We start from the raw sequence: 19187 nt of genomic DNA, 5'->3' as shown, positions 1-19187 counted from the left end.
TCATTTCATATGTTGACTTTTTTCTATCTGCTCTTTAATTTTCAATGCTACTTCAAGCACCTTGGATGCTTCATGGATACCAACTTTAGGATGTTGTTTCAATTGAATGGCTTGAAGAAAGTGTTCAAGCTCTAAATATAACGCATTCGCATGGGGAACAATTATTTTTCCAACCACATTTTCAGGAGGACAGGAAAGTGTACCCGCTGGGGCACGATCTGCTTTATGGTAAATATATAGCTCTTTCGTTAATAAATTTGCTTTAAGAAAGCGATCCTGTTCTGTTACATATACACTTCTTTTTTTCTCTAAGGAAAGGCGGCTGGAAAATAAAGATGCATAACACCCGTTTTGAAAGGAAAGTAAAGCGGAAGCAGCCTCTAATCTTTTACCTTCTTCCGTGTAGTAACCCACTCCAGTCACAGTGGAAAGAGGACTATTTATCAATTGTAAAACGATATCAATATCATGAATCATAATATCGAGGATGACATCTGTATCAATCTGCCTGTTTGGTACCCCAAACCTTCTAGCCTCAATGAACAGTACGTTATGTGGGCTTACAGTTTCGGATAACTGTTTAAAAGCTGGATTAAAACGTTCCACATGGCCAACTTGAACGACAACTGGTTCTTTCTCTACCATTCGTCTAAGCTGCTCAGCCTCCTTTAAAGAGGAGACAAAAGGCTTTTCAACCAACACATGTTTTCCTCTCTGAATTGCCTGTAGTGTTAATGAATAATGAGAAGACGTCGGGACGGCAATAATGACAGCATCTACTGCATGTATGAGTTTCTCATAAGAGGAAAAAACCGAAACTGCAAACACTTTTGCTACTTGTTCACTTCTTTCCTGATCTATATCGTATACACCAATAAATTCTACATTTTTCATTGATTTTAATATTCTACAATGATTCAAACCCATACTTCCAATGCCTGCCACTCCTATTTTAATAAGACTCATGACTGATCACCGAAAAACTCTTGTATAGATACTATCACCTGATCTTGCTGCTTGGCTGTCATCATAGGGTGGATCGGCAGAGCTAATATTTCTTTAGAAACACTTTCTGCAACAGGAAAATCCCCTTTTTCATATCCCAATTGAGAAAAAGCTCGTTGAAGATGAAGTGGAATAGGATAATAAATTCCAGTAGCAATTTGTTTTTGCCTGAGAAATTCGGCCAATTGTTCTCGTTGTGTCGTCTCTATGCAATATTGATGAAAAACATGTTCTCTATCTACCTCTATAATCGGAACTTGAACAGTTCCAGTTAATCTAGATGTATATTCCTCTGCCAATTCTCTTCTTCGATGATTCCACTCATCCAATCGTTTGAATTTGACTCCTAGAATGGCGGCTTGTATCTCATCTAATCGGCTATTTAAACCAATGTGTGTATGAACATATCGCTCACAACTGCCATGGTTTCTCAAAGTTGTAATTTTGCTATATAATTCTTCATCATTCGTTACGATCATCCCTCCATCACCATACGCCCCCAAGTTCTTGGAAGGAAAAAAAGAAAAACACCCTACATCACCGAATGAACCAACTTTTTTCCCCTGAAAGGCAGCTCCAATGGATTGACACGCATCCTCAATCACTCGAAGATGATACTTACGGGAAATATCCATGATAGCATCCATATCTGCGGGTTGGCCGAATAAATGAACAACGATAATAGCTTTCGTTCTTTCGGTAATTGCAGATTCAATTAAATGTGGATTCATATTATAAGTAAACGGATGAATATCTACAAAAACAGGTGTTGCGCCTACTCTTGCAATCACTTCTGCTGTGGCAAAAAAGGTAAAAGGGGTCGTAATCACTTCATCACCGGCTCCGATATTTAATGCTTCCAAACTTAATAAAAGGGCATCCGTGCCATTAGCAACTCCCACTCCTTGAGCAACACCTATATATTTGGAAATATCATTCTCCAGTTTTTTCCCTTTTTTTCCTAAAATAAAATGACTGCTTTCTAGCACCTGATCTATTGACTGATTAATTTCATCTTTTAATATTCTATACTCCGCCTTTAAATCAACAAGAGGAATCATTTCCTCTCCCCTTTTCCTGCTTAATTTATGTCATAAATCGTTTAAATTGATAAAAATTGGCTCACGTTACCTCTTAAAACATAATATATTCATCACATCTAAAAAGGTGAGCAGCTGCCTGTAGCAGAGTGCTCACCTTTTCTAAAAACTATGATGTTCCTTTTTCCTGCCTTTAAATAGTGAAGCCAGCTCTTTGTATCCTTCAATGCTTAAAACACTTTTCCCTTTGTTTAGTAATCGGCATCAGACGGAGGCGGTCCCTTTGGCGGCCTTGGTTTTGGTTTTGGTTTTGGTTTTGGTTTTGGTGGTTTTGGTGGTTTTGGTGGTTTTGGTGGTTTTGGCGGCTTTAGTGGTTTTGGTGGTTTTGGCTTTAGTTTTGGCGAGTCTTTATCTAGTTTCTCTTCTCTCATCTTGCTCAACCCCTTTCTTTAGCAAAACAGCTTTTATAATAACACCTGCTTTATTACAATATGTTTCATATTACTTTTCAATGAGGGGATATAGTCAACCACGGACAATTGTCACTAAGGAATACGTTTCAGCATAGAATATCATGACATTTCGTGTTATTTCTTATGCGTTTAACCATACGCAGCGTTTATAAATTTCATATGAAATGGTGATATAAAATGAGAATAACATCGTATACGGATCAATTCGAAAGCATCTGGGATGACTTTGTTCAGCGTTCAAGAAATGGAACCTTTATGCAGGAGCGTAAATTTATTAATTATCATCCTCCAGGAAAATTTCAGGATTGTTCCTTAATGGCTTATGATGACCAAAACCGATTAATCGCTGTCATCCCTGCCGCATTAAAACAAGAAGGAGAATCTTCCATTTTTTGTTCCTATCCAGGTGCCTCACACGGTGGAATTATTATTAATCACAAGTTTGATACTTCTAAAGCTTTAGCCCTGGCCCCTCTTCTCATAGAACACTGCCGCCGCCTTGATTTAAAAGCGATAGAGCTAAAATTGGTTCCACGTATTTACCATCTCTCTCCTTCAGATGAAATCGATTTTGCTTTAAGATACCACGGATTTTCACCTAGTATTTCAGAATTAGCGACAGCACTTCCGCTCAAAGAAATAGACACAGCAGATCGTTTTATGGAGAAAAACGCGATTAGAAATAGAAACAAAGCAATAAATCAAGGTGTAATCGTCAAAGAAAGTGACGATTATATTCAGTTCTGGGGGATATTACAAAAAAATCTTAAAGAAAGGCATCATACATTTCCTACTCACACATACTCAGAAATTCTTGATCTCATTCAAAGATATCCTAATCAATTGAAATTGTTTTCCGCTTTTTATCAAGAAAAAATGATTGCTGGTGTACTCGTTTTTGCTCTTAATCGCCGGGTAATTAATTGTTTTTATATTTGTCATCATGAAAAGTATCAGCACTTAAGACCTTTAAACCTAATTTTCAGTGACCTTATCACTTGGGGATTACAAGAAGGATTCCACTTTGTCGACTGGGGGATTTCTACCGAAAATAAAGGGCAAGTAGTGAATGCTGGTTTATTCAAGTTCAAAGAAGGGTTTGGAGGACGGGGCATTTTACGTGAAACCTACAGATTAACTTTATGAAATCAGGTGATAAATATGAACATCCTTTTTATTGAAGCTGCGAAACAGTATTTATCGGGGCTTCCTTCCGGTTTTGAAAAATTGGGCTGCCACGTGAAAGTGTTGACGGATATTCAAGAAGAAGAGCTAAAGAATGTGTTAATGGAATTCAAGCCAGATTTGGCAGTAACAGCTGGATGGACGAAAATCCATACATCCGTTAAGCTGCAGACTCTCCATAGACTTCTAAAGGAGTATGATGTGAAACATGCCTACTGGGCAACAGAGGACCCCCGTTGGCGGGAAAAATGGTCCCTTTATTATATTGAAACGACCTGCCCGGATTATATTTTCACTATTGATCGTGATTCTATTTCCTTTTATGAGGAGTTAGGCTATTCGGCTCACTACCTTCCCTGGGCTTGTAACCCTGACTTCCATCAGCCAGTCCAGTCTCAGGATCAGTACGCATGTGACATCGCCGTTGTCGCAACGGCTGGCGTGACTTGGAATTCTTATCGCAAAGACAGTGTACAGATTCTTTTAAAACCATTGATAGAAAAAGGCTATGACGTTTCAATATGGGGAAAACGCTGGGATAGATCCCACTCCCCATTCATCGGCTTTGATGTTCCAGCTCAGTTTCTGCGGCAAAAACTTCCCTATTTGGATACAAACGATGTTTACAGCTCCGCAAAAATTGTTCTCGGATTTCAAAATACTCTCACGGAACTAACTTCACGTACATTTGAAGTTCTAGCTGCCCGCGGATTTCTATTGACACCATCTACCCCTGCTGTTCAAGAAACCTTTATTCCAGGAAAGCATCTAGTTTGTTCTCATTCACCCGAAGAAACGATCGAATTAGTTAATTATTATCTTAAGCATGAAGAAGAAAGAAAAGCCATCGCTCATTTAGGACAAAAAGAAGTCTACTCAAGGCATACCTATACACACCGGGCTGCGGAAATATTAAGGGTTGTAAACAAATCATTAGGATAAGGTTGGGATCTCCATGCAAAAATCAATCAAACATTCTGCCCAATGCAGCGGTATGACTATAACAGGGAAATTTCAAACGGCAGTCACCTTTTTTCCAGCCCCTCCTGATACCGGTATCGTGTTTATCCGTGATGATCTGCCGGGGAAGCCTCAAATAGAATGTCGAGCGGAATATGCCAGCGCCGATTCTCGATGGACCTCTCTAATGAAAAATACGATTCATATTGAACATACAGAACACCTTTTAGCCGCGATCACTGGTTTAGGTATTGATAATCTAAAAATACACTTGAACAGTTCTCATGTTCCTGTTGTCAGCCAATTCAGCTGCCATGATTTCACAAATGCTCTATTACAAGCAGAACCCGTCATTCAACATTTACCAAAGAAATATCTAACTGTCACTAAACCACAATGGATCTTCGATTCCTTCACCTTTGAGGGGGAATGTTATGACAACATTTTAATCGCTTTACCTGCTGCAGAGCCCACATTCACTTATCTGCTTGATTATCCAAATAAACAGCTGCCAACCCAACTGGCCCATTACAAATTGACGCCAGACTCAAACTTTGTCTCTGACTTGTCACCAGCTAGGTCATATATTATGGACTTTGAATATGATCTTGTCGAGGGGCTAATTGGCTCTATGATCGATCAATGCCTTGTGCTTTCCAATGACAAAAACAATAAACTGAGATGGGATAATGAACCAGCCAGACATAAACTAGTGGATTTATTGGGCGACCTTGCCACAATCGGTATACCAGTGAAAGGACACTTTATTGGTATACGAACAGGTCATAAAACGAACATTAGAATGGCCAAAAAACTAATTGAGGCGTTCGGAGGGGATTGTCGATGATCATCGCTATTCATCAGCCTAACTACATCCCTTGGTGCGGATATTTTCACAAAATGCTGTCTTGTGATTTATTTGTCATCCTCGATGACGTGACTTTTTCCAAAACAGCAATTACGAATAAAAACCAAATAAAAAGTCCAGATGGATCGAGATTGCTAAGTGTGCCGTTATCTAATAAAGAGGGGCTAATCAAAGATGTAACGATCTTTAATGATGGTAAATGGCCAAATAAACACTGGGGTTCACTTCAAAGAAACTATGCACGAGCCCCTTTCTGGAAACAATATCAACACCTTTTTGCTCCTATCTTTGAAAATCCCGACGAAACATTAGCCGATTTTAACTTGCGGCTTATAGATGTCATCCGTACTATTCTTGAAATAAAAACCCCTATCATCCGCTCTTCAGAAATTCTAGGAACAACAGGGTTAAAGGGAGATAAAATTATTAGCATCTGCAAAACGTTACAAGCAGCTGTTTATTTATCAGGTACTGGAGCGAAATCCTATAATGATGAAAGTGAATTTGCAAGAAATCAAATACGCTTAGTTTATCAGGAATTTGATCCGCCTTGTTATCCTCAGCTATGGGGTGACTTTATACCAAATTTGTCTGTTATTGATTTACTATTCAATTGCGGTCCAAAAAGTAAAGATTTTTTACCAAAACAGGTGATTGATTTATGAACACAATAAATGTTCTTGTAACTGGAGCGGGCTCTCTCTATGGTGTGGCGGTTATTCAGTCCCTCTTAAAATCAAAGCTACATATTAAGATAGTAGCAATTGATATTCACTCCCATGCCTTGGGGCTTCATCTTGCCTGCCGCAGTTATCTCGTTCCTCCTGTCAAGGAAGAAGAATTTTATTTAGAGAAATTACTAGAAATCTTAAAAAAAGAAAACATTCATGCTGTTTTTATCGCATCTTCGCAAGAACTTTCCTTTTATAGCCGCTACAAAACATTGATTGAAGCAGAAACCAATGCGAAAGTGTTCACCAACTCGGCACGTGTGTTATCTATTTGCAGCGATAAATGGAATACAGTCAACTTTCTCAAAGACCATCATTTCCCCTATCCAAAAACAATTCGTTACCCGGAAGATAAAGAACAGATCGACTCTTTTCTTAAAGTTGTAGACTTCCCCCTTATTGTGAAACCAAGGCGTGGAAAGGGTTCTGAAGATGTACATGTAGCACAAAATTTAATGGCCCTTCATCAGCTTCTTTCGGAAAAAAAAGACATCATCCTTCAGCAATATCTTCCTGATGATCAAGGAGAATTTACCGTGGGAATTTGCAGCGGCATGGATGGAACTGTTTTATCCTCCATTGCATTAAAAAGACATTTACAGGACGGCATTACCATGAGGGCAACATCTGGTGACTTTAAGGATATTACAGAGTATTGCAAACAAGTCGCTGTTGCTCTTAAACCTTACGGGCCTTGTAATTTTCAACTTCGCTTTTGGCAAGAAAAAGCTTATATTTTTGAAATTAACCCGAGGTTCAGCAGTACAACAGGCATGCGCACACTATTAGGCGTAAATGAACCTGAAATCTTATTGCGATCCGAACTGCTGCAAGAAGAAATTCCTGAACTAAACATAATAAAATCAAGTGTAATCCGGCAATACGCAGACTATTTAGTACCAACTGAAAAAATCTCGCAATTAGAACAAGAAAGTATCTCTACAAAAAGCAAAACAAAAGAATAAAATCAATTACTTTTTAGTTTTTTTATATTTAGGCTTTGTTAAACTCGACGGTTGATTCCCCCTGAGGGTGCTCACTTTTCATTCTAATTAACAAAGCATCCAAATCAACAATAGTCTGTGACACAGCCTATGTTTTACATTCGCTTGCATACTACAGCTTTTCATGTTACACTTAATAAGAATTATTTTTGTTCGGTAAGGATTGATAAGTGATATACTTTCGTCTGGAAGATTTGGAGCAAGGATAGTAACACAATGTATGCACTGCATACGAGGAGGAAACACAAATGGAACAAGGTAAAGTAAAATGGTTTAATGCAGAAAAAGGTTTTGGATTTATCGAACGTGAAGATGGAGACGACGTATTCGTTCATTTCTCAGCTATTCAAGGCGATGGCTACAAATCCTTAGACGAAGGTCAATCTGTAACATTTGACGTTGAACAAGGTCAACGCGGACTACAAGCAGCTAACGTTCAAAAAGCATAATCAACATTAGCACATATGAACAGACTCTAAAATTAGAGTCTGTTTTTTTAATTTTAAAAACATAAAAATTCCCTACTCACGAATGAATAGGGAATGTCGAAACAAGTAATAGTAAATGGTAGACTCAGTATAACATAGGATTCTCGCCGCCACTAATCATTTTCATTATTTTTAACGATTATCCACCGTCTCCGGATACATATCATGATTCATCAAACGATAGTTCGCCATTTCCTCAAACTTCGTCCCAGGACGTCCCCAGTTGCAGTACGGATCAATGGAAATGCCGCCTCTTGGCGTAAATTTCCCCCATACTTCGATGTAACGCGGATTCATTAATTTAATCAAGTCATTCATAATGATATTCACACAGTCCTCATGGAAATCGCCATGATTGCGGAAACTGAACAAATACAGCTTCAACGATTTGCTTTCCACCATCTTAATATCAGGGATATAGCTAATATAAATCGTCGCAAAATCCGGCTGACCTGTCACCGGGCAAAGACTCGTAAATTCAGGACAATTGAATTTCACGAAGTAATCACGATTCGGATGTTTGTTATCAAATGCCTCTAAAATCGATGGATCGTATTCAAATGTATATTTTGTTCCTTGATTGCCTAAAAGTGAAATCTCTGTTTTTAACTCTTCTTCTTTTCTTCCTGCCATGTAAAACCCTCCTTAATCTCCCCTTTATTATAGTGTGATCCGCTCAACAGTACAATAGGAGCGGTTTCACTTGATTGTATATGCCCCTATAGGTAAAGTAATGAAAAAGGAGAGATGGATCATGGAACAAATAACAACAATGACTGTTTTGCAGGAGAACTTAAAAAAGAATCCAATCGTGCTGCTTTATATTTCCCGTCGGAGCTGTTCTGTCTGTCATGCCGTGCTGCCGCAGGTGGAAGAATTATTACTGAACTATCCAAAAATTTCCTCTTTTCATGTGGATGCTGATGACATCCCTGAAGTAGCCGGAGCGTTTTCCGTTTTCACCATTCCTGCCGTTCTATTTTTCGTGGAACAAAAAGAAATGTTTCGCAAAGCACGATTTATTCCGATGGAAGATCTCAACGATCAAATAAAAAAAATTTATGATCTTATATAAAAATTGATTCGTCAAAATGTTTAATTTAGCAATAATCATGTAAAATATATTTTGTAAAAGAAAGGAGCGTTATCAAATGACTCTATTAGAAGAAGTATTATCCTTTAATAAAGAGTTCGTAACTAACAAAATGTATGAGGAATTTACAACAGACAAATTTCCCGACAAACGGGTCGTCATTTTAACTTGTATGGACACACGTCTTGTAGAACTAGTAACCAAAGCAATGAACTTCAAAAACGGCGATGTAAAAATCGTCCGTAACGCCGGTGCAATCATCAATCATCCATTTGGGAGCATCATGCGCAGCCTGCTTGTAGCTGTCTATCAATTACGGGCTGACGAAGTATTGATTGTCGGCCATCATGATTGTGGAATGAGCACCTTGTCAAGTGATGTAATGTTTGATGCGATGAAAGAGCGCGGTGTCAAACAAGAAACGATTGACACACTGCGTCACGCAGGAATTGAAGTCGATCAATGGCTTGAAGGCTTTAGCAGCGTAGAGGAGAGCGTCCAACACAGCGTACATATGGTGAAATCCCATCCGCTGATGGTTCCTAACATTCCCGTGCATGGACTTGTGATTCATCCAGAAACGGGTGAACTGGATCTTGTAGTAGATGGATATGAAAAAGAAGCGTCTCTTTAAGAGACGCTTCTTTTTTGTCTTAGTCTGTTTCTACCATGCTATGTTTAATTTCGCTATATAATCCGGCACAAATAACTTTCAATGCTTTCTCTGCTGTACGATCAAACCCGACTAAAAAACAAGTTGCCGGTCCAGCAGATTTTTCGATGTCAAGCGAACACTCTACGTCCTCCTGCTTCATTTCTGTATGTCCACTCATTATCCTCCACTCATGAAGGATTCCCTTTGATCCGACAGGTAAAATACTCCGGACTCCCTCGATTTCAATCACTTTTCGAAACAGATAAAGTGGAGCAACAGCATGCGGTTCAGCCAATACTTCCAGGCCTACAAGCGGCTTGCCGATCACACCATAACAAACGGAATCACAGTCAAAATCATCTACTTGCCTCGCATGACTTCCAATGACTGTAATGCCGGCAGCTGATTCGCTCATCGTAAAATTCGTTTCTGTGCTTCCTGTCATCTGTATGGAACACTCTGCTTCCCTAGCCGCCTGCTCGATGCCAGCCCTTAATTTTGACCATGCTTCTTCTCCAGCAAAGTTGTGAATGACTGCGGCAAACGGTTCCCCTCCGGCTGCGAGACATTCCATTAATGCCACGCGTGCAGAGAAATAGCCGACCATTTCATATTCTGCTTGTACGGTGTCACCCTTTTTTTCACCAACTGAACCGCTGTTATCAGCAGCGATGACAAGTCCATTTGTATAAATGACATCCCGCTTCATGCGTGAACACGCCCAAAGCGCTTCTCAAACACTGGCAGAACACGCGGAAGTAAAACAGCTGCCACAATCCCATTGAAAACAGCTGCAATCGTAATAGCTGGAGCGGCGCCAGCATAAAACGGCCAGCCCATCACCAAAATGAATGGAGCAGGTGCGGCTAAACCGTTTAAAAGAACAAAAACAAGAACAGCCAATATTCTTTTACCTGATCCATACATTTTACCAAATAACCAGACGACGACCGCCATTTCAGCAGCTACAAGCAAATGCAGCGGCCCCATCGGCAGACCGCCGATGAGGGCAGAAATCAGATGCCCAAATGCACCCACAAGCGCCCCCGGCCCGGCCCCGAGAAGACCTGCGGCTAAAAGCGCAGGAAACGAGTCAAGCGCTATGCTTGAAACCGGTCCCGGTACTTTGATCATCCCGCCGATTACCGACAGGGCAATAAATAATGCAACCCATGATATTTTCTTTACGTTCACTGCTTATCTTCCTTCCTCTTCCCATCTCGAAAGACGTTGGCGCTGCGGACATACTCTACGTCCTTGACACCGAGACGGAAATTGACGACGCGGGCAATTGCAAAGAAATAATCAGAAAGTCGATTTAAGTATTGCAGCGTGACCGGATGCACTTCTTCTTCCTCACGCATTAAAGCCACAACGAGACGTTCCGCGCGTCGTGTAACGGTACGGGCAATATGAATAGAAGCTGATGCTTTGGATCCGCCTGGCAAAATAAAGCGCTCCAACTCCGGTGCTTCCTTAATGTATTCATCAATTTTCTTTTCAAGCGCATCCACTGACTCGGACTGCAGTTTCCAAGGACGCTTGCCCGCAACAGTGGCCAAATCACCGCCACAATCAAACAATTCGTGCTGAATTATTTCTAAATCAGCTAAAATATCTTGAAACTTGTCAGGATCAAGTTCTGCCATCGCCTGGCCGACGAAACAGTTCGCCTCATCTACTGTTCCATAAGCCTCTACACGTATATGATCTTTCCCAACACGTCCTCCAATAATGCTTGTGTCCCCTTTGTCACCTGTTCTTGTATATAATCTCATTTTCCTTCCTCCTCATTTTTTATTATTTGCGGCAAACCATACCACACTTGAATCACTCGCTGTGCTTGATAAGCAGTATCTTGAAAACACCAGCCGGCCGCATCCCGCCACATTCTGTCAAAAGGGTTCGCCGGCACAACCCCTTTCGTCATATCGGTGCCAATAAGAATCAATTGCCGGTCTTGCTTTTCCTTTTCCCACTCCAGCCATCCAGCCACTTCCTTGTTCCACGCAACGCGAGCTGCTTCGGAACTTCCTTCTTTCTCAACGAGCCGGCGGACGTGCCTCTCGATGCCTTCCAATACGATGATCGGATCCGTCCATTCTATCGGCTCACCGGTCTGATAAAACGAATACCAGCGATAGGGCACCACCTCTAACTTATATTCTTTTTTTACCCATTGCTTTTTGCCGTTGAAGGCACCGCCTGTAATGAGATGCATCGTTCACCCCTCCTTAACGCAGAAATTGAACCAGTCAGTTCATACCCCCGGCCATTTTCCGTTTGCCATTCCCAAAATTCCTTTTTCTCGGGAGCCACTTCTGTCAACAGATGGCGGATCACGCCTCCGTGAGTAACGATGGCAGCGCGCTTGATTCCCTGTACAATCAGATGATCGAGCCACTTCCGCCAGCCACCAGCGATCCGGCTGCTAAACTGCGCATACATTTCTCCTTCCGGCAGCGGATTCGAGAATGGATCTTTTATCCATGTAGTGTATTCTTCCATATGCTCCAGCTCCCGGTGAACCTTTCCCTCCCAGCGGCCAAAATTCATTTCCCGAAACTCCGGCCACCTATCAATCATAGAATCAGGAAAAAGAATAGCCGCTGTATCCACACAACGCTGCAAATCGCTTGCGATCACTTTTTCATAAGAAGGGATGTGCGGCTGAATCAGCTGAAGCTTCTTTTTTCCTGTCTCGCTTAACATTGAATTCGTCCAGCCGCTGAAGGCTTTCCGTTCATTGTCCATCGTTACACCATGACGATAGAGACCAATAACCACAAGATCATCCATAAAAGCAATTCCGCTCCTTCCAAACTAGCACCGAGCAGGTCCCCGGTAATACCGCCAAAATGTTTAAGTGCTCCCCGCCGGGCAAACAGGAAAAACAAACCCGCCGCTGCAGCAAGCGTGAGAAATGTCTGGATCCCCCCCATCATGGTGAAGGTAACGAGCCCAATGGCTAAAATCCATATACCATATCTAACAGCAAGACGGCGATCTTTTCCCTGTTGAAAAAAATAAGCAATCCCCTCCTCTTTAGCCGGCTTCACGCCGTTCAATAACAAACCGGTGATCATCTGGCTGTAAAACGGAATAAGACCAACAAAAATGGCGAGCTGACTGTTTCCAAATAAAACAATTTCATATAAAAAGAGAAAGCGGGAAGCGAGCAGGACAATGAGTGAAAGAACACCAAATGCACCGACCCGCGGATCTGTTAATATTTCCAAGCGGCGCTTCACGTCCCGATAGGAAAAAAACGCATCACTCGTATCAATCCAGCCATCTAAATGAAGGCCTCCCGTCCAAATAATCGGCAGCAGCCAGAGTAGAAAGGCATTCGCTAAGGGAGAGAGCGGCGATAGCTCAAGAAGCAGCCAAAAAACACCGCCATACAGAAGACCCTTCACTAAACCAAAGAGCGGAAACACCCTTAAACACGCCCGCAAATGACGAGCATCTATCGGCAGTTCACGATTGACCGGTACGAGAGAAAAAAATTGCAGGCTAAGTAAAAAACCGTTTGCATACATTTTCCAGTTCATTCGCTGCTTTCCTTTACATGTCCGCCAATAATCGAAAGAAGCTGCTCCCAATCCAAATACTTTTGTAAATGGTCAGCCAGTTGATTATATGTTTCTTCTTTGTCTTTCATTATTTTTTGTTCTTTTTCTACCTTTCTTTCCCCTGCCAAAGCATCCTCTTCCTCCAGCTGATGGTCGGCTAAATAAGGTAGAACAGCCAGCACGGGAATGCCCGTCCGTTCCTCAATCCATTGTTTCCCTTCATCAAATAATGCCGGCTCCCCATGAAATTTATTAATGATGATCCCTTTTACACGGGCACGTTCATATGGATCAAGCAACTCAAGCGTGCCGACTATACTGGCAAATACACCGCCGCGGCGAATATCGGCAACCATTATGACTGGTACATCCGCCAGCTCAGCCACCTTCATATTTACGACTTCATTCTTCTTTAAATTCATTTCTACCGGACTGCCGGCTCCTTCAATAACGAGAAAATCAGCCTTGCTGCTTAATCTCTCTAATGACTGTTTAATGACTGTGATCGCCTTCTCATAATACTGTTTGCGATAGGTAAATCCCGAGATCCTCTCAATTCGTTCACCAAGCCAAATCACTTCTGAACGGCCAGATCCCGATGGCTTTAACAAAATCGGATTCATTTCGGGACCTACATTGATTTTGCATGCTTCTGCTTGCAGTACTTGTGCAGTGCCTATTTCTTTGCCATCGCCAGTCACATACGAGTTGTTCGTTACATTTTGCGACTTAAAAGGCGCCGGCTGAAACCCCTTTTGAACGAGCAGACGGCACAGCGCGGTCACGATGAAGCTTTTTCCTACATCAGAAGCCGTGCCTTGGATCATAATGCCGTTCATATTGCCGCCCCCTTTTTCTTTACAATCGGATATCCATGCTCGATAAGCACAGCGCTCTCCGCATCATTGATCAGCCACTGGTGAAGTTCACCTAACGCTTTCGCATAATGAAAAACGAGCGGGCTGTCCATCGGTTCAAACGCTAATTCATTAGATACGATGATGACAGCCCCGGCGGATCTTCTAATCGCACCGATTCCTGTTTGAATGATATTTTTTACACTCGCATGAAAATCCGGCCGTTCCCATCTCTCTTCGTTCATATCACCCGCAAACCACTCGTTTGTTAACAGCGTCGTCAAGCAATCAATTAATACCGTATCCCTTTTCGTGAAACCACCGGATAATGCACCGATGTCAACAGGCTGCTCCCACGTTATCCACTTTTGTCCCGATGATTCCCTCTGCTGTTGATGGGAACGAACACGGGCTTTCATTTCTTCATCCGTTACTTTTCCGCAGGCTATATAATGAAGCTTCCCCTCCAATTTATCAGCCTCAACGATCGCCCTTGTTTCCGCTTCCCTGCTCTTTCCGCTGCGCACGCCCCCAAGAATAATCGTTACCTTTGCTTTTTCCATTGAATTAGCGCCTCTTTCAGCTTATTGTTTTCTTCTTTCGTTTTAACAGCTGTTCTCAGCCATTTGCCGTTAAGCCCCGGATAATTGTATGTATGGCGAAGTATGATACCTTTTTTCAATAAAAATAACAAAAGCGGTTTTTGGTCTTCAAGCGCTGGATCACGAAGCAAATAAAAGTTAACAACCGAGCGGGTAAAGTTAAATTGTTCCCTCTCCAACCATTCAAACATTCGATTTCGTTCCTCTGCAATTTTTTGTCGTGATCTTTCAGCAAATGAAGAATCAGTAAGTACCGCTTCTACCGCTCTCAAAGCCAGGGCATTCACATTCCAGTGAGGACGAAAGCGCGCGATTCGTGTTGCTACCGCCTCGCTTGCGAGCAAATAACCAATCCGTAAACCCGCAATCGCATACATTTTGGTGAGCGACCTTAACACAATAAGCTGCGGGTATTTATGAAGTAAGCTGGCAAACGTAAATGAACCGGCAAAATCGTAAAATGCTTCATCAATGACAACGTAGCAGCGGCTGTTCTTAAGCTGTTCCAAAAGCTGAATCATCTCTTTTGTAGAAAAAGCAATCCCGCTCGGATTGTTTGGGGTACAAATAAAGATAGCGGAAGCCCCTTGTGCTTTGTTGACTATTTCATCGACTGGAAGACTGCCCGTTTCATTGACAAACGAATAGTCGATTTCACACTCATACACTCGACAAGCCGTTTCATATTCGGAAAATGCCGGCTGAACAAGAATGACTTTTTGACGGCTCCATAATTGGCCGAGAAATTGGATCACTTCTGCTGCGCCGTTTCCTAAGACGACTTGATGTTCATCCACTTGATCATGCTGTGCAATTTGCTTCGTTACTGTTTTTCCGTAAGGATCAGGGTAATCAGAAACATCCGCCAGCCAGCTCATCCACTTCTCTTTTATCACTTGCGGCGGGCCGTACGGGTTCACGTTCACACTGAAATCAATGATTGATTCCGGCTGTTCTATTTGCAATTGTTCATATAAGTGGGCCGGATTCGAACCATGAGCGGGCCAATTCATAGCAAATGCCTCCTATCCACATCATTAGTAAGAATAAAAGAGAAGACCGCTCCATAATTTGATTAGCAAGCAGGATATCTCCCGCTGTTTTTTCTTTCAAAGGATCTCCCATTTTGGCACGGTGAGAAACACTGCCTTTATATGTATTCACACCACCAAGCTGAATGCCGAGCAGACCAGCGACAGCTGCTTCACACCAGCCGCTGTTCGGACTCGGATGCTTTTTCGCATCACGGAGGACGATCTGCCATACTCGTTTTCTCGGATACTTACTTTCTGGAAAAGACAAAACCATCAGCCAGCCGGTTAAGCGGGCAGGCAGCCAGTTAACGAGATCATCCAAACGAGCGGAAGCCCAGCCAAACGCTTCATACCGTTCATTCTTATAACCGACCATCGAATCACACGTGTTAATCGCCCGGTACATCATCGCTCCCGGCGCACCGCCGATCAGCGCCCAAAAAAGCGGTGCCGTCACGCCGTCACTTGTATTCTCAGCAATTGTCTCGATCGCTCCCCTCGTGATTTCCCCTTCATTCAAATGATCGGTATCCCGGCCGACAATATAAGAAAGCTTTACACGTGCTTCCTGCAGCTCTCCTCTTTGCAGCGGTTCATACACACTGAGCCCAGCTTCTTTTAAGCTGCGGCAGGCAATGGCAGAAGCGATCAGCACCGCTTCTGCTGCTATGCCGGCTGCGGGATGAAGGCGGTAAAAAACAAATACCAATAAAAAACTCACGCCTCCTGTTAGCAGAAGAACAATAAGAAGCATGAGAATTCCTTTTATTCGCCGATTCCTCCCTTTGTTTAACCGCTGCTCCAGTCTATGAATCAAGGAGCCGATCCATCGAACAGGATGCGGAAGGTGCGGCGGATCTCCAACGAGACGGTCAATGAGAAAGGCAATAGCGGCAGCAAGAAGATGATGAATCATGTTTCCCTCTCTCCTATCCCATTGTTCTCCAATGCTTCCATCGTACACTCATAAACAGCTTTGCCAATGGCCTGGCCGAGCGGTGAAATGGTGCCAGCGAACGTCTGACACGGACCGCGCTGGGTAGCCGCAATTAATACACTATCCGTAGAGGTGCCGGTCGCCTGCGAATTCGTAAGCGGGTCCTTCACTTTTTTATCAAACAGCGCTTTGACCTTCGCTTCTGTTGCAGTCATCACCGCTTGTACGAATGCTTCTTCCGATAAATGTCCGTTAGCAAACACCCAGATGTTAATCGTGCCAGGGGAAAACGCGCGATCGTGTTCTACAGAGCGCGATACATCCACCGCATTTCCAACACCAGCTGTGACAATCGAGAATACTGAGACTCCATCTATTTCTACGAATCGGCAAGCCGCAGTGTGCAAATACACAGCGGTCATCATGCCAACCGTTTCATTCACATCGAAACCGTGCCCACGGAGAAATTGTCTCATATCTTCCTTATAGGAATCATGCCAGTAATTTTTATCGACATGGCGGTTCACGAAGCTGCGGTGCCATCCCCAGCCCGCTCCAACCACGCCTGCTGACAATGTTTTTAATAGAGCGGGAGCATCAAGTGCAATAAATTCCGCAGTTTCCCTCAGATGCATGCGGTCAATCTTTATTTCCTCGTCCTCTTCCCTCGTTTTCTCAGGGAGAATACTCATTTGCGGCTTCGGCACTTCTGGATGAGGACGCTGATGGATCTCTGTTTGATACACTTGTTGAATCGGCTCCTCCTTTAACACTTCACTTGGATTGCCAAGGCTGCGCATCTTTCCGTCTTTCATGAGCAGCAATCTGTCACAATAAAGAGAAGCGAGATTTAAATCATGAAAGATCGAAATCACCGTTAAACCCGTTTCTTTCGTCATTTTCTTTAACAAATCAAGCAATTCTTTTTGAAAAGATAAGTCCAGGTGATTTGTCGGTTCATCTAAAAGCAGGATTTCTGGCTGCTGAGCGAGCGCTTGCGCGAGAAAAACACGCTGACGCTCACCGCCTGACAGTTCTTCAAGAGAAGCATCTGAAAACTGCAGCGTTCCTGTTTGTTCCATCGCCTGCCTCACAGCCCGCTCGTCTTCTGCTCTCCATACTGGGAAGAAGCCGCTTTGATGAGCATAGCGCCCTAAGGAGACCGTTTCTTTCACTGTATAGGAAAAAGATTGTGAGGTCATTTGTGGAAGGACAGCGAGACGTTTTGCCAGTTCTTTCGGCGTGTAATCCGGCAGTTTTTTCCCGTTAATCCATAGTGTCCCGCGGCTTGTAGGGATGATGCCGCTCATCATTTTAAATAGCGTCGTCTTCCCGCTTCCATTTGGTCCTAATATGCCAAAAAGCTCTCCCGCCCCCACAGAAAAAGATAGTTCGTGAACAATCATTTTGCCATTATAGCCGCCGGTGAGTTGTTCTGCTTGAATCATGCTGCTCTTCTTCCTTTCCTTTGTTTACGAAGTAAAATAACGGCAAATACTGGTGCACCGATAACAGATGTGATCACCCCAATCGGCAGTTCTGCCGGCGAGATAATGATCCTGGATACAAGATCAGCCAAAATTAAAAAGCCGGCACCCGTTAACAGTGACAACGGCAGCAAATGGCGATGATCAGGTCCCCAGATGAGACGGATGAAATGAGGAATGACGAGGCCAACAAAGCCAATCGTTCCGGAGACAGCAACAGCTGCCCCTGTCAATACCGAGCCGGCTAACAGCACTGTCAATTTTTTCCGACGGACATTCACTCCTAAATGCTGGGCTTTCTCTTCTCCAAACGACATCGCATTCAATTCGGGCGCATGAATGATTAACAGCAGCGTCCCTCCCAGAAAAAACGGGAGAATAATTCCAATGTAATCCCAGCCACGCATCGATACACTACCAAGCAGCCAGCCAATAATTTGCCGCAGCTCTTCACCTGTCAAGGCGATCATTAAAGAAATGACCGCTCCCAAGAAAGAGCTAAAAATGATTCCTGTCAAAATGATCGTCTCCACTTTAAACGATCGTTCAATCGATTGAGCAAACAAAACGACTATAAAAATCGTCACGATGGAAGCTGCAATACTGACAATAGGCAGCGTAAAGCCGGTCAGCCACGGCAGCTGAATGCCGAAGAACAGCACCATGACCGCACCAACAGAAGCACCAGATGACACACCTAGTGTGTACGGATCTGCCAGCGGATTACGCAGGAGCCCTTGAAAGGCAGCTCCTGCCACCGCTAAAGAGGCACCAACAAGGCCGGCTAACAAGACTCTTGGAAACCGGATCTGCCAGACGATGTTATCGATAGAAGAATCAATGCCATACAGCGGTGTCCCGAAAAAATGGTGTGACAATAGGAAGACAATATCCTTAAATGGAACGTGTATCGTCCCAATGGAGATACCGGCAAATACAGCGATCGTAAAAAAGGCAAACGCTGATAAATAAGCCGAAACTTTATTTCTGAAAAACATCTGAACAAATGGTTTCGGCAAATTTCTCTACTCCTTTAACAAAACAAGTGTCTATCCTATACATCCCTTTATTTTTCATCAGTTTGTTCCTTCTCTCTTCTCTTTGAATGATAAAAATAGGCATTAAAAAAACACCTCTACACGATGAAGAGATGCAGTGAAAAAGGGCAGACAGGCGCAATGAGCCGGCAGCCG

Annotated in this window: 24 protein-coding genes; 8 read left to right on the top strand and 16 right to left on the bottom strand. The window is 42.9% G+C overall.

Annotated features, from left to right (window positions below):
* The 3 genes from QYG89_RS10755 to QYG89_RS10745 all read right to left on the bottom strand — a co-directional run bounded on the left by QYG89_RS10755 (position 1) and on the right by QYG89_RS10745 (position 2476).
* On the bottom strand, positions 1–966 hold the full coding sequence (locus tag QYG89_RS10755) for a Gfo/Idh/MocA family protein (RefSeq protein ID WP_404317093.1): 966 nt from the start codon (positions 964–966) through the stop codon (positions 1–3).
* Entirely contained in the window at positions 963–2066 is a 1104-nt protein-coding gene (locus tag QYG89_RS10750; RefSeq protein WP_404317092.1) for a DegT/DnrJ/EryC1/StrS family aminotransferase, read from the bottom strand. The genes QYG89_RS10755 and QYG89_RS10750 overlap by 4 nt, the downstream gene beginning before the upstream one ends.
* A 230-nt stretch (positions 2067–2296) precedes the next feature.
* Positions 2297–2476, bottom strand: coding sequence for a hypothetical protein (locus QYG89_RS10745; RefSeq protein ID WP_404317090.1), 180 nt, complete (start codon positions 2474–2476; stop codon positions 2297–2299).
* A 297-nt stretch (positions 2477–2773) separates the two neighbouring features.
* On the opposite strand from QYG89_RS10745, the gene QYG89_RS10740 reads away from it, so the two are divergent.
* The 6 genes from QYG89_RS10740 to QYG89_RS10715 all read left to right on the top strand — a co-directional run bounded on the left by QYG89_RS10740 (position 2774) and on the right by QYG89_RS10715 (position 7715).
* Positions 2774–3664 (top strand): GNAT family N-acetyltransferase, encoded by an 891-nt coding sequence (locus QYG89_RS10740; RefSeq protein WP_404317088.1) that lies wholly within the window; start codon positions 2774–2776, stop codon positions 3662–3664.
* Positions 3665–3679: 15 nt separating this feature from the next.
* The gene (locus QYG89_RS10735) at positions 3680–4645 is read left to right on the top strand and encodes a CgeB family protein (RefSeq protein ID WP_404317085.1); all 966 of its coding nucleotides are present in this window, start codon (positions 3680–3682) and stop codon (positions 4643–4645) included.
* 13 nt (positions 4646–4658) lie between these two features.
* Positions 4659–5510 carry a UDP-3-O-acyl-N-acetylglucosamine deacetylase gene (locus QYG89_RS10730; protein WP_404317084.1) on the top strand — a complete coding sequence of 284 codons (852 nt, stop codon included), beginning with the start codon at positions 4659–4661 and terminating at the stop codon, positions 5508–5510.
* Positions 5507–6196: a WbqC family protein gene (locus QYG89_RS10725; protein ID WP_404317082.1), complete on the top strand. Its 690-nt coding sequence runs from the start codon at positions 5507–5509 to the stop codon at positions 6194–6196. Before QYG89_RS10730 ends, QYG89_RS10725 begins: the two co-directional genes overlap by 4 nt.
* Positions 6193–7227 (top strand): ATP-grasp domain-containing protein, encoded by a 1035-nt coding sequence (locus QYG89_RS10720; RefSeq protein WP_404317080.1) that lies wholly within the window; start codon positions 6193–6195, stop codon positions 7225–7227. Before QYG89_RS10725 ends, QYG89_RS10720 begins: the two co-directional genes overlap by 4 nt.
* A 287-nt stretch (positions 7228–7514) precedes the next feature.
* Positions 7515–7715, top strand: coding sequence for a cold-shock protein (locus QYG89_RS10715; protein WP_404317078.1), 201 nt, complete (start codon positions 7515–7517; stop codon positions 7713–7715).
* A 171-nt stretch (positions 7716–7886) separates the two neighbouring features.
* On the opposite strand, the gene queF is transcribed toward QYG89_RS10715, so the two are convergent.
* On the bottom strand, positions 7887–8387 hold the full coding sequence (gene queF, locus QYG89_RS10710) for a preQ(1) synthase (protein ID WP_404317076.1): 501 nt from the start codon (positions 8385–8387) through the stop codon (positions 7887–7889).
* 121 nt (positions 8388–8508) lie between these two features.
* Between queF and QYG89_RS10705 the strand changes: the two genes are divergently transcribed.
* Both QYG89_RS10705 and QYG89_RS10700 read left to right on the top strand, forming a co-directional pair.
* Entirely contained in the window at positions 8509–8829 is a 321-nt protein-coding gene (locus QYG89_RS10705; RefSeq protein WP_404317074.1) for a thioredoxin family protein, read from the top strand.
* Positions 8830–8905: 76 nt separating this feature from the next.
* Complete coding sequence (locus QYG89_RS10700; protein WP_404317071.1) at positions 8906–9481, top strand: beta-class carbonic anhydrase; 576 nt, start codon at positions 8906–8908, stop codon at positions 9479–9481.
* A 19-nt stretch (positions 9482–9500) separates the two neighbouring features.
* On the opposite strand, the gene QYG89_RS10695 is transcribed toward QYG89_RS10700, so the two are convergent.
* The 12 genes from QYG89_RS10695 to QYG89_RS10640 are packed head-to-tail and all read right to left on the bottom strand — an operon-like array spanning position 9501 to position 19013.
* Entirely contained in the window at positions 9501–10211 is a 711-nt protein-coding gene (locus QYG89_RS10695) for a hypothetical protein (RefSeq protein ID WP_404317069.1), read from the bottom strand.
* Complete coding sequence (locus tag QYG89_RS10690) at positions 10208–10696, bottom strand: ECF transporter S component (RefSeq protein ID WP_404317067.1); 489 nt, start codon at positions 10694–10696, stop codon at positions 10208–10210. The genes QYG89_RS10695 and QYG89_RS10690 overlap by 4 nt, the downstream gene beginning before the upstream one ends.
* Positions 10693–11280, bottom strand: a complete 588-nt coding sequence (locus tag QYG89_RS10685; protein ID WP_404317065.1) for a cob(I)yrinic acid a,c-diamide adenosyltransferase — start codon at positions 11278–11280, stop codon at positions 10693–10695. The genes QYG89_RS10690 and QYG89_RS10685 overlap by 4 nt, the downstream gene beginning before the upstream one ends.
* Complete coding sequence (locus QYG89_RS10680; RefSeq protein WP_404317063.1) at positions 11277–11723, bottom strand: bifunctional adenosylcobinamide kinase/adenosylcobinamide-phosphate guanylyltransferase; 447 nt, start codon at positions 11721–11723, stop codon at positions 11277–11279. The genes QYG89_RS10685 and QYG89_RS10680 overlap by 4 nt, the downstream gene beginning before the upstream one ends.
* Entirely contained in the window at positions 11675–12301 is a 627-nt protein-coding gene (locus QYG89_RS10675) for a histidine phosphatase family protein (protein ID WP_404317061.1), read from the bottom strand. The genes QYG89_RS10680 and QYG89_RS10675 overlap by 49 nt, the downstream gene beginning before the upstream one ends.
* Positions 12259–13056: an adenosylcobinamide-GDP ribazoletransferase gene (locus tag QYG89_RS10670; protein ID WP_404317059.1), complete on the bottom strand. Its 798-nt coding sequence runs from the start codon at positions 13054–13056 to the stop codon at positions 12259–12261. The genes QYG89_RS10675 and QYG89_RS10670 overlap by 43 nt, the downstream gene beginning before the upstream one ends.
* Positions 13053–13916, bottom strand: a complete 864-nt coding sequence (locus QYG89_RS10665; protein ID WP_404317057.1) for a cobyric acid synthase — start codon at positions 13914–13916, stop codon at positions 13053–13055. Before QYG89_RS10665 ends, QYG89_RS10670 begins: the two co-directional genes overlap by 4 nt.
* On the bottom strand, positions 13913–14497 hold the full coding sequence (locus QYG89_RS10660; protein WP_404317055.1) for a bifunctional adenosylcobinamide kinase/adenosylcobinamide-phosphate guanylyltransferase: 585 nt from the start codon (positions 14495–14497) through the stop codon (positions 13913–13915). The genes QYG89_RS10665 and QYG89_RS10660 overlap by 4 nt, the downstream gene beginning before the upstream one ends.
* The gene (gene cobD / locus QYG89_RS10655; protein WP_404317053.1) at positions 14479–15549 is read right to left on the bottom strand and encodes a threonine-phosphate decarboxylase CobD; all 1071 of its coding nucleotides are present in this window, start codon (positions 15547–15549) and stop codon (positions 14479–14481) included. The genes QYG89_RS10660 and cobD overlap by 19 nt, the downstream gene beginning before the upstream one ends.
* Positions 15506–16486, bottom strand: coding sequence for an adenosylcobinamide-phosphate synthase CbiB (gene cbiB, locus QYG89_RS10650; RefSeq protein WP_404317051.1), 981 nt, complete (start codon positions 16484–16486; stop codon positions 15506–15508). Before cbiB ends, cobD begins: the two co-directional genes overlap by 44 nt.
* Positions 16483–17955, bottom strand: coding sequence for an adenosylcobinamide amidohydrolase (locus QYG89_RS10645; RefSeq protein ID WP_404317049.1), 1473 nt, complete (start codon positions 17953–17955; stop codon positions 16483–16485). Before QYG89_RS10645 ends, cbiB begins: the two co-directional genes overlap by 4 nt.
* Positions 17952–19013 carry a FecCD family ABC transporter permease gene (locus QYG89_RS10640; RefSeq protein WP_404317047.1) on the bottom strand — a complete coding sequence of 354 codons (1062 nt, stop codon included), beginning with the start codon at positions 19011–19013 and terminating at the stop codon, positions 17952–17954. Before QYG89_RS10640 ends, QYG89_RS10645 begins: the two co-directional genes overlap by 4 nt.
* Positions 19014–19187: the final 174 nt, after the last annotated feature.

The sequence above is a fragment of the Bacillus lumedeiriae genome (assembly GCF_044891285.1).
Taxonomy (GTDB): Bacteria; Bacillota; Bacilli; order Bacillales; family Domibacillaceae; genus Pseudobacillus; species Pseudobacillus lumedeiriae.
This window is presented reverse-complemented; position numbering and strand designations above follow the sequence as displayed.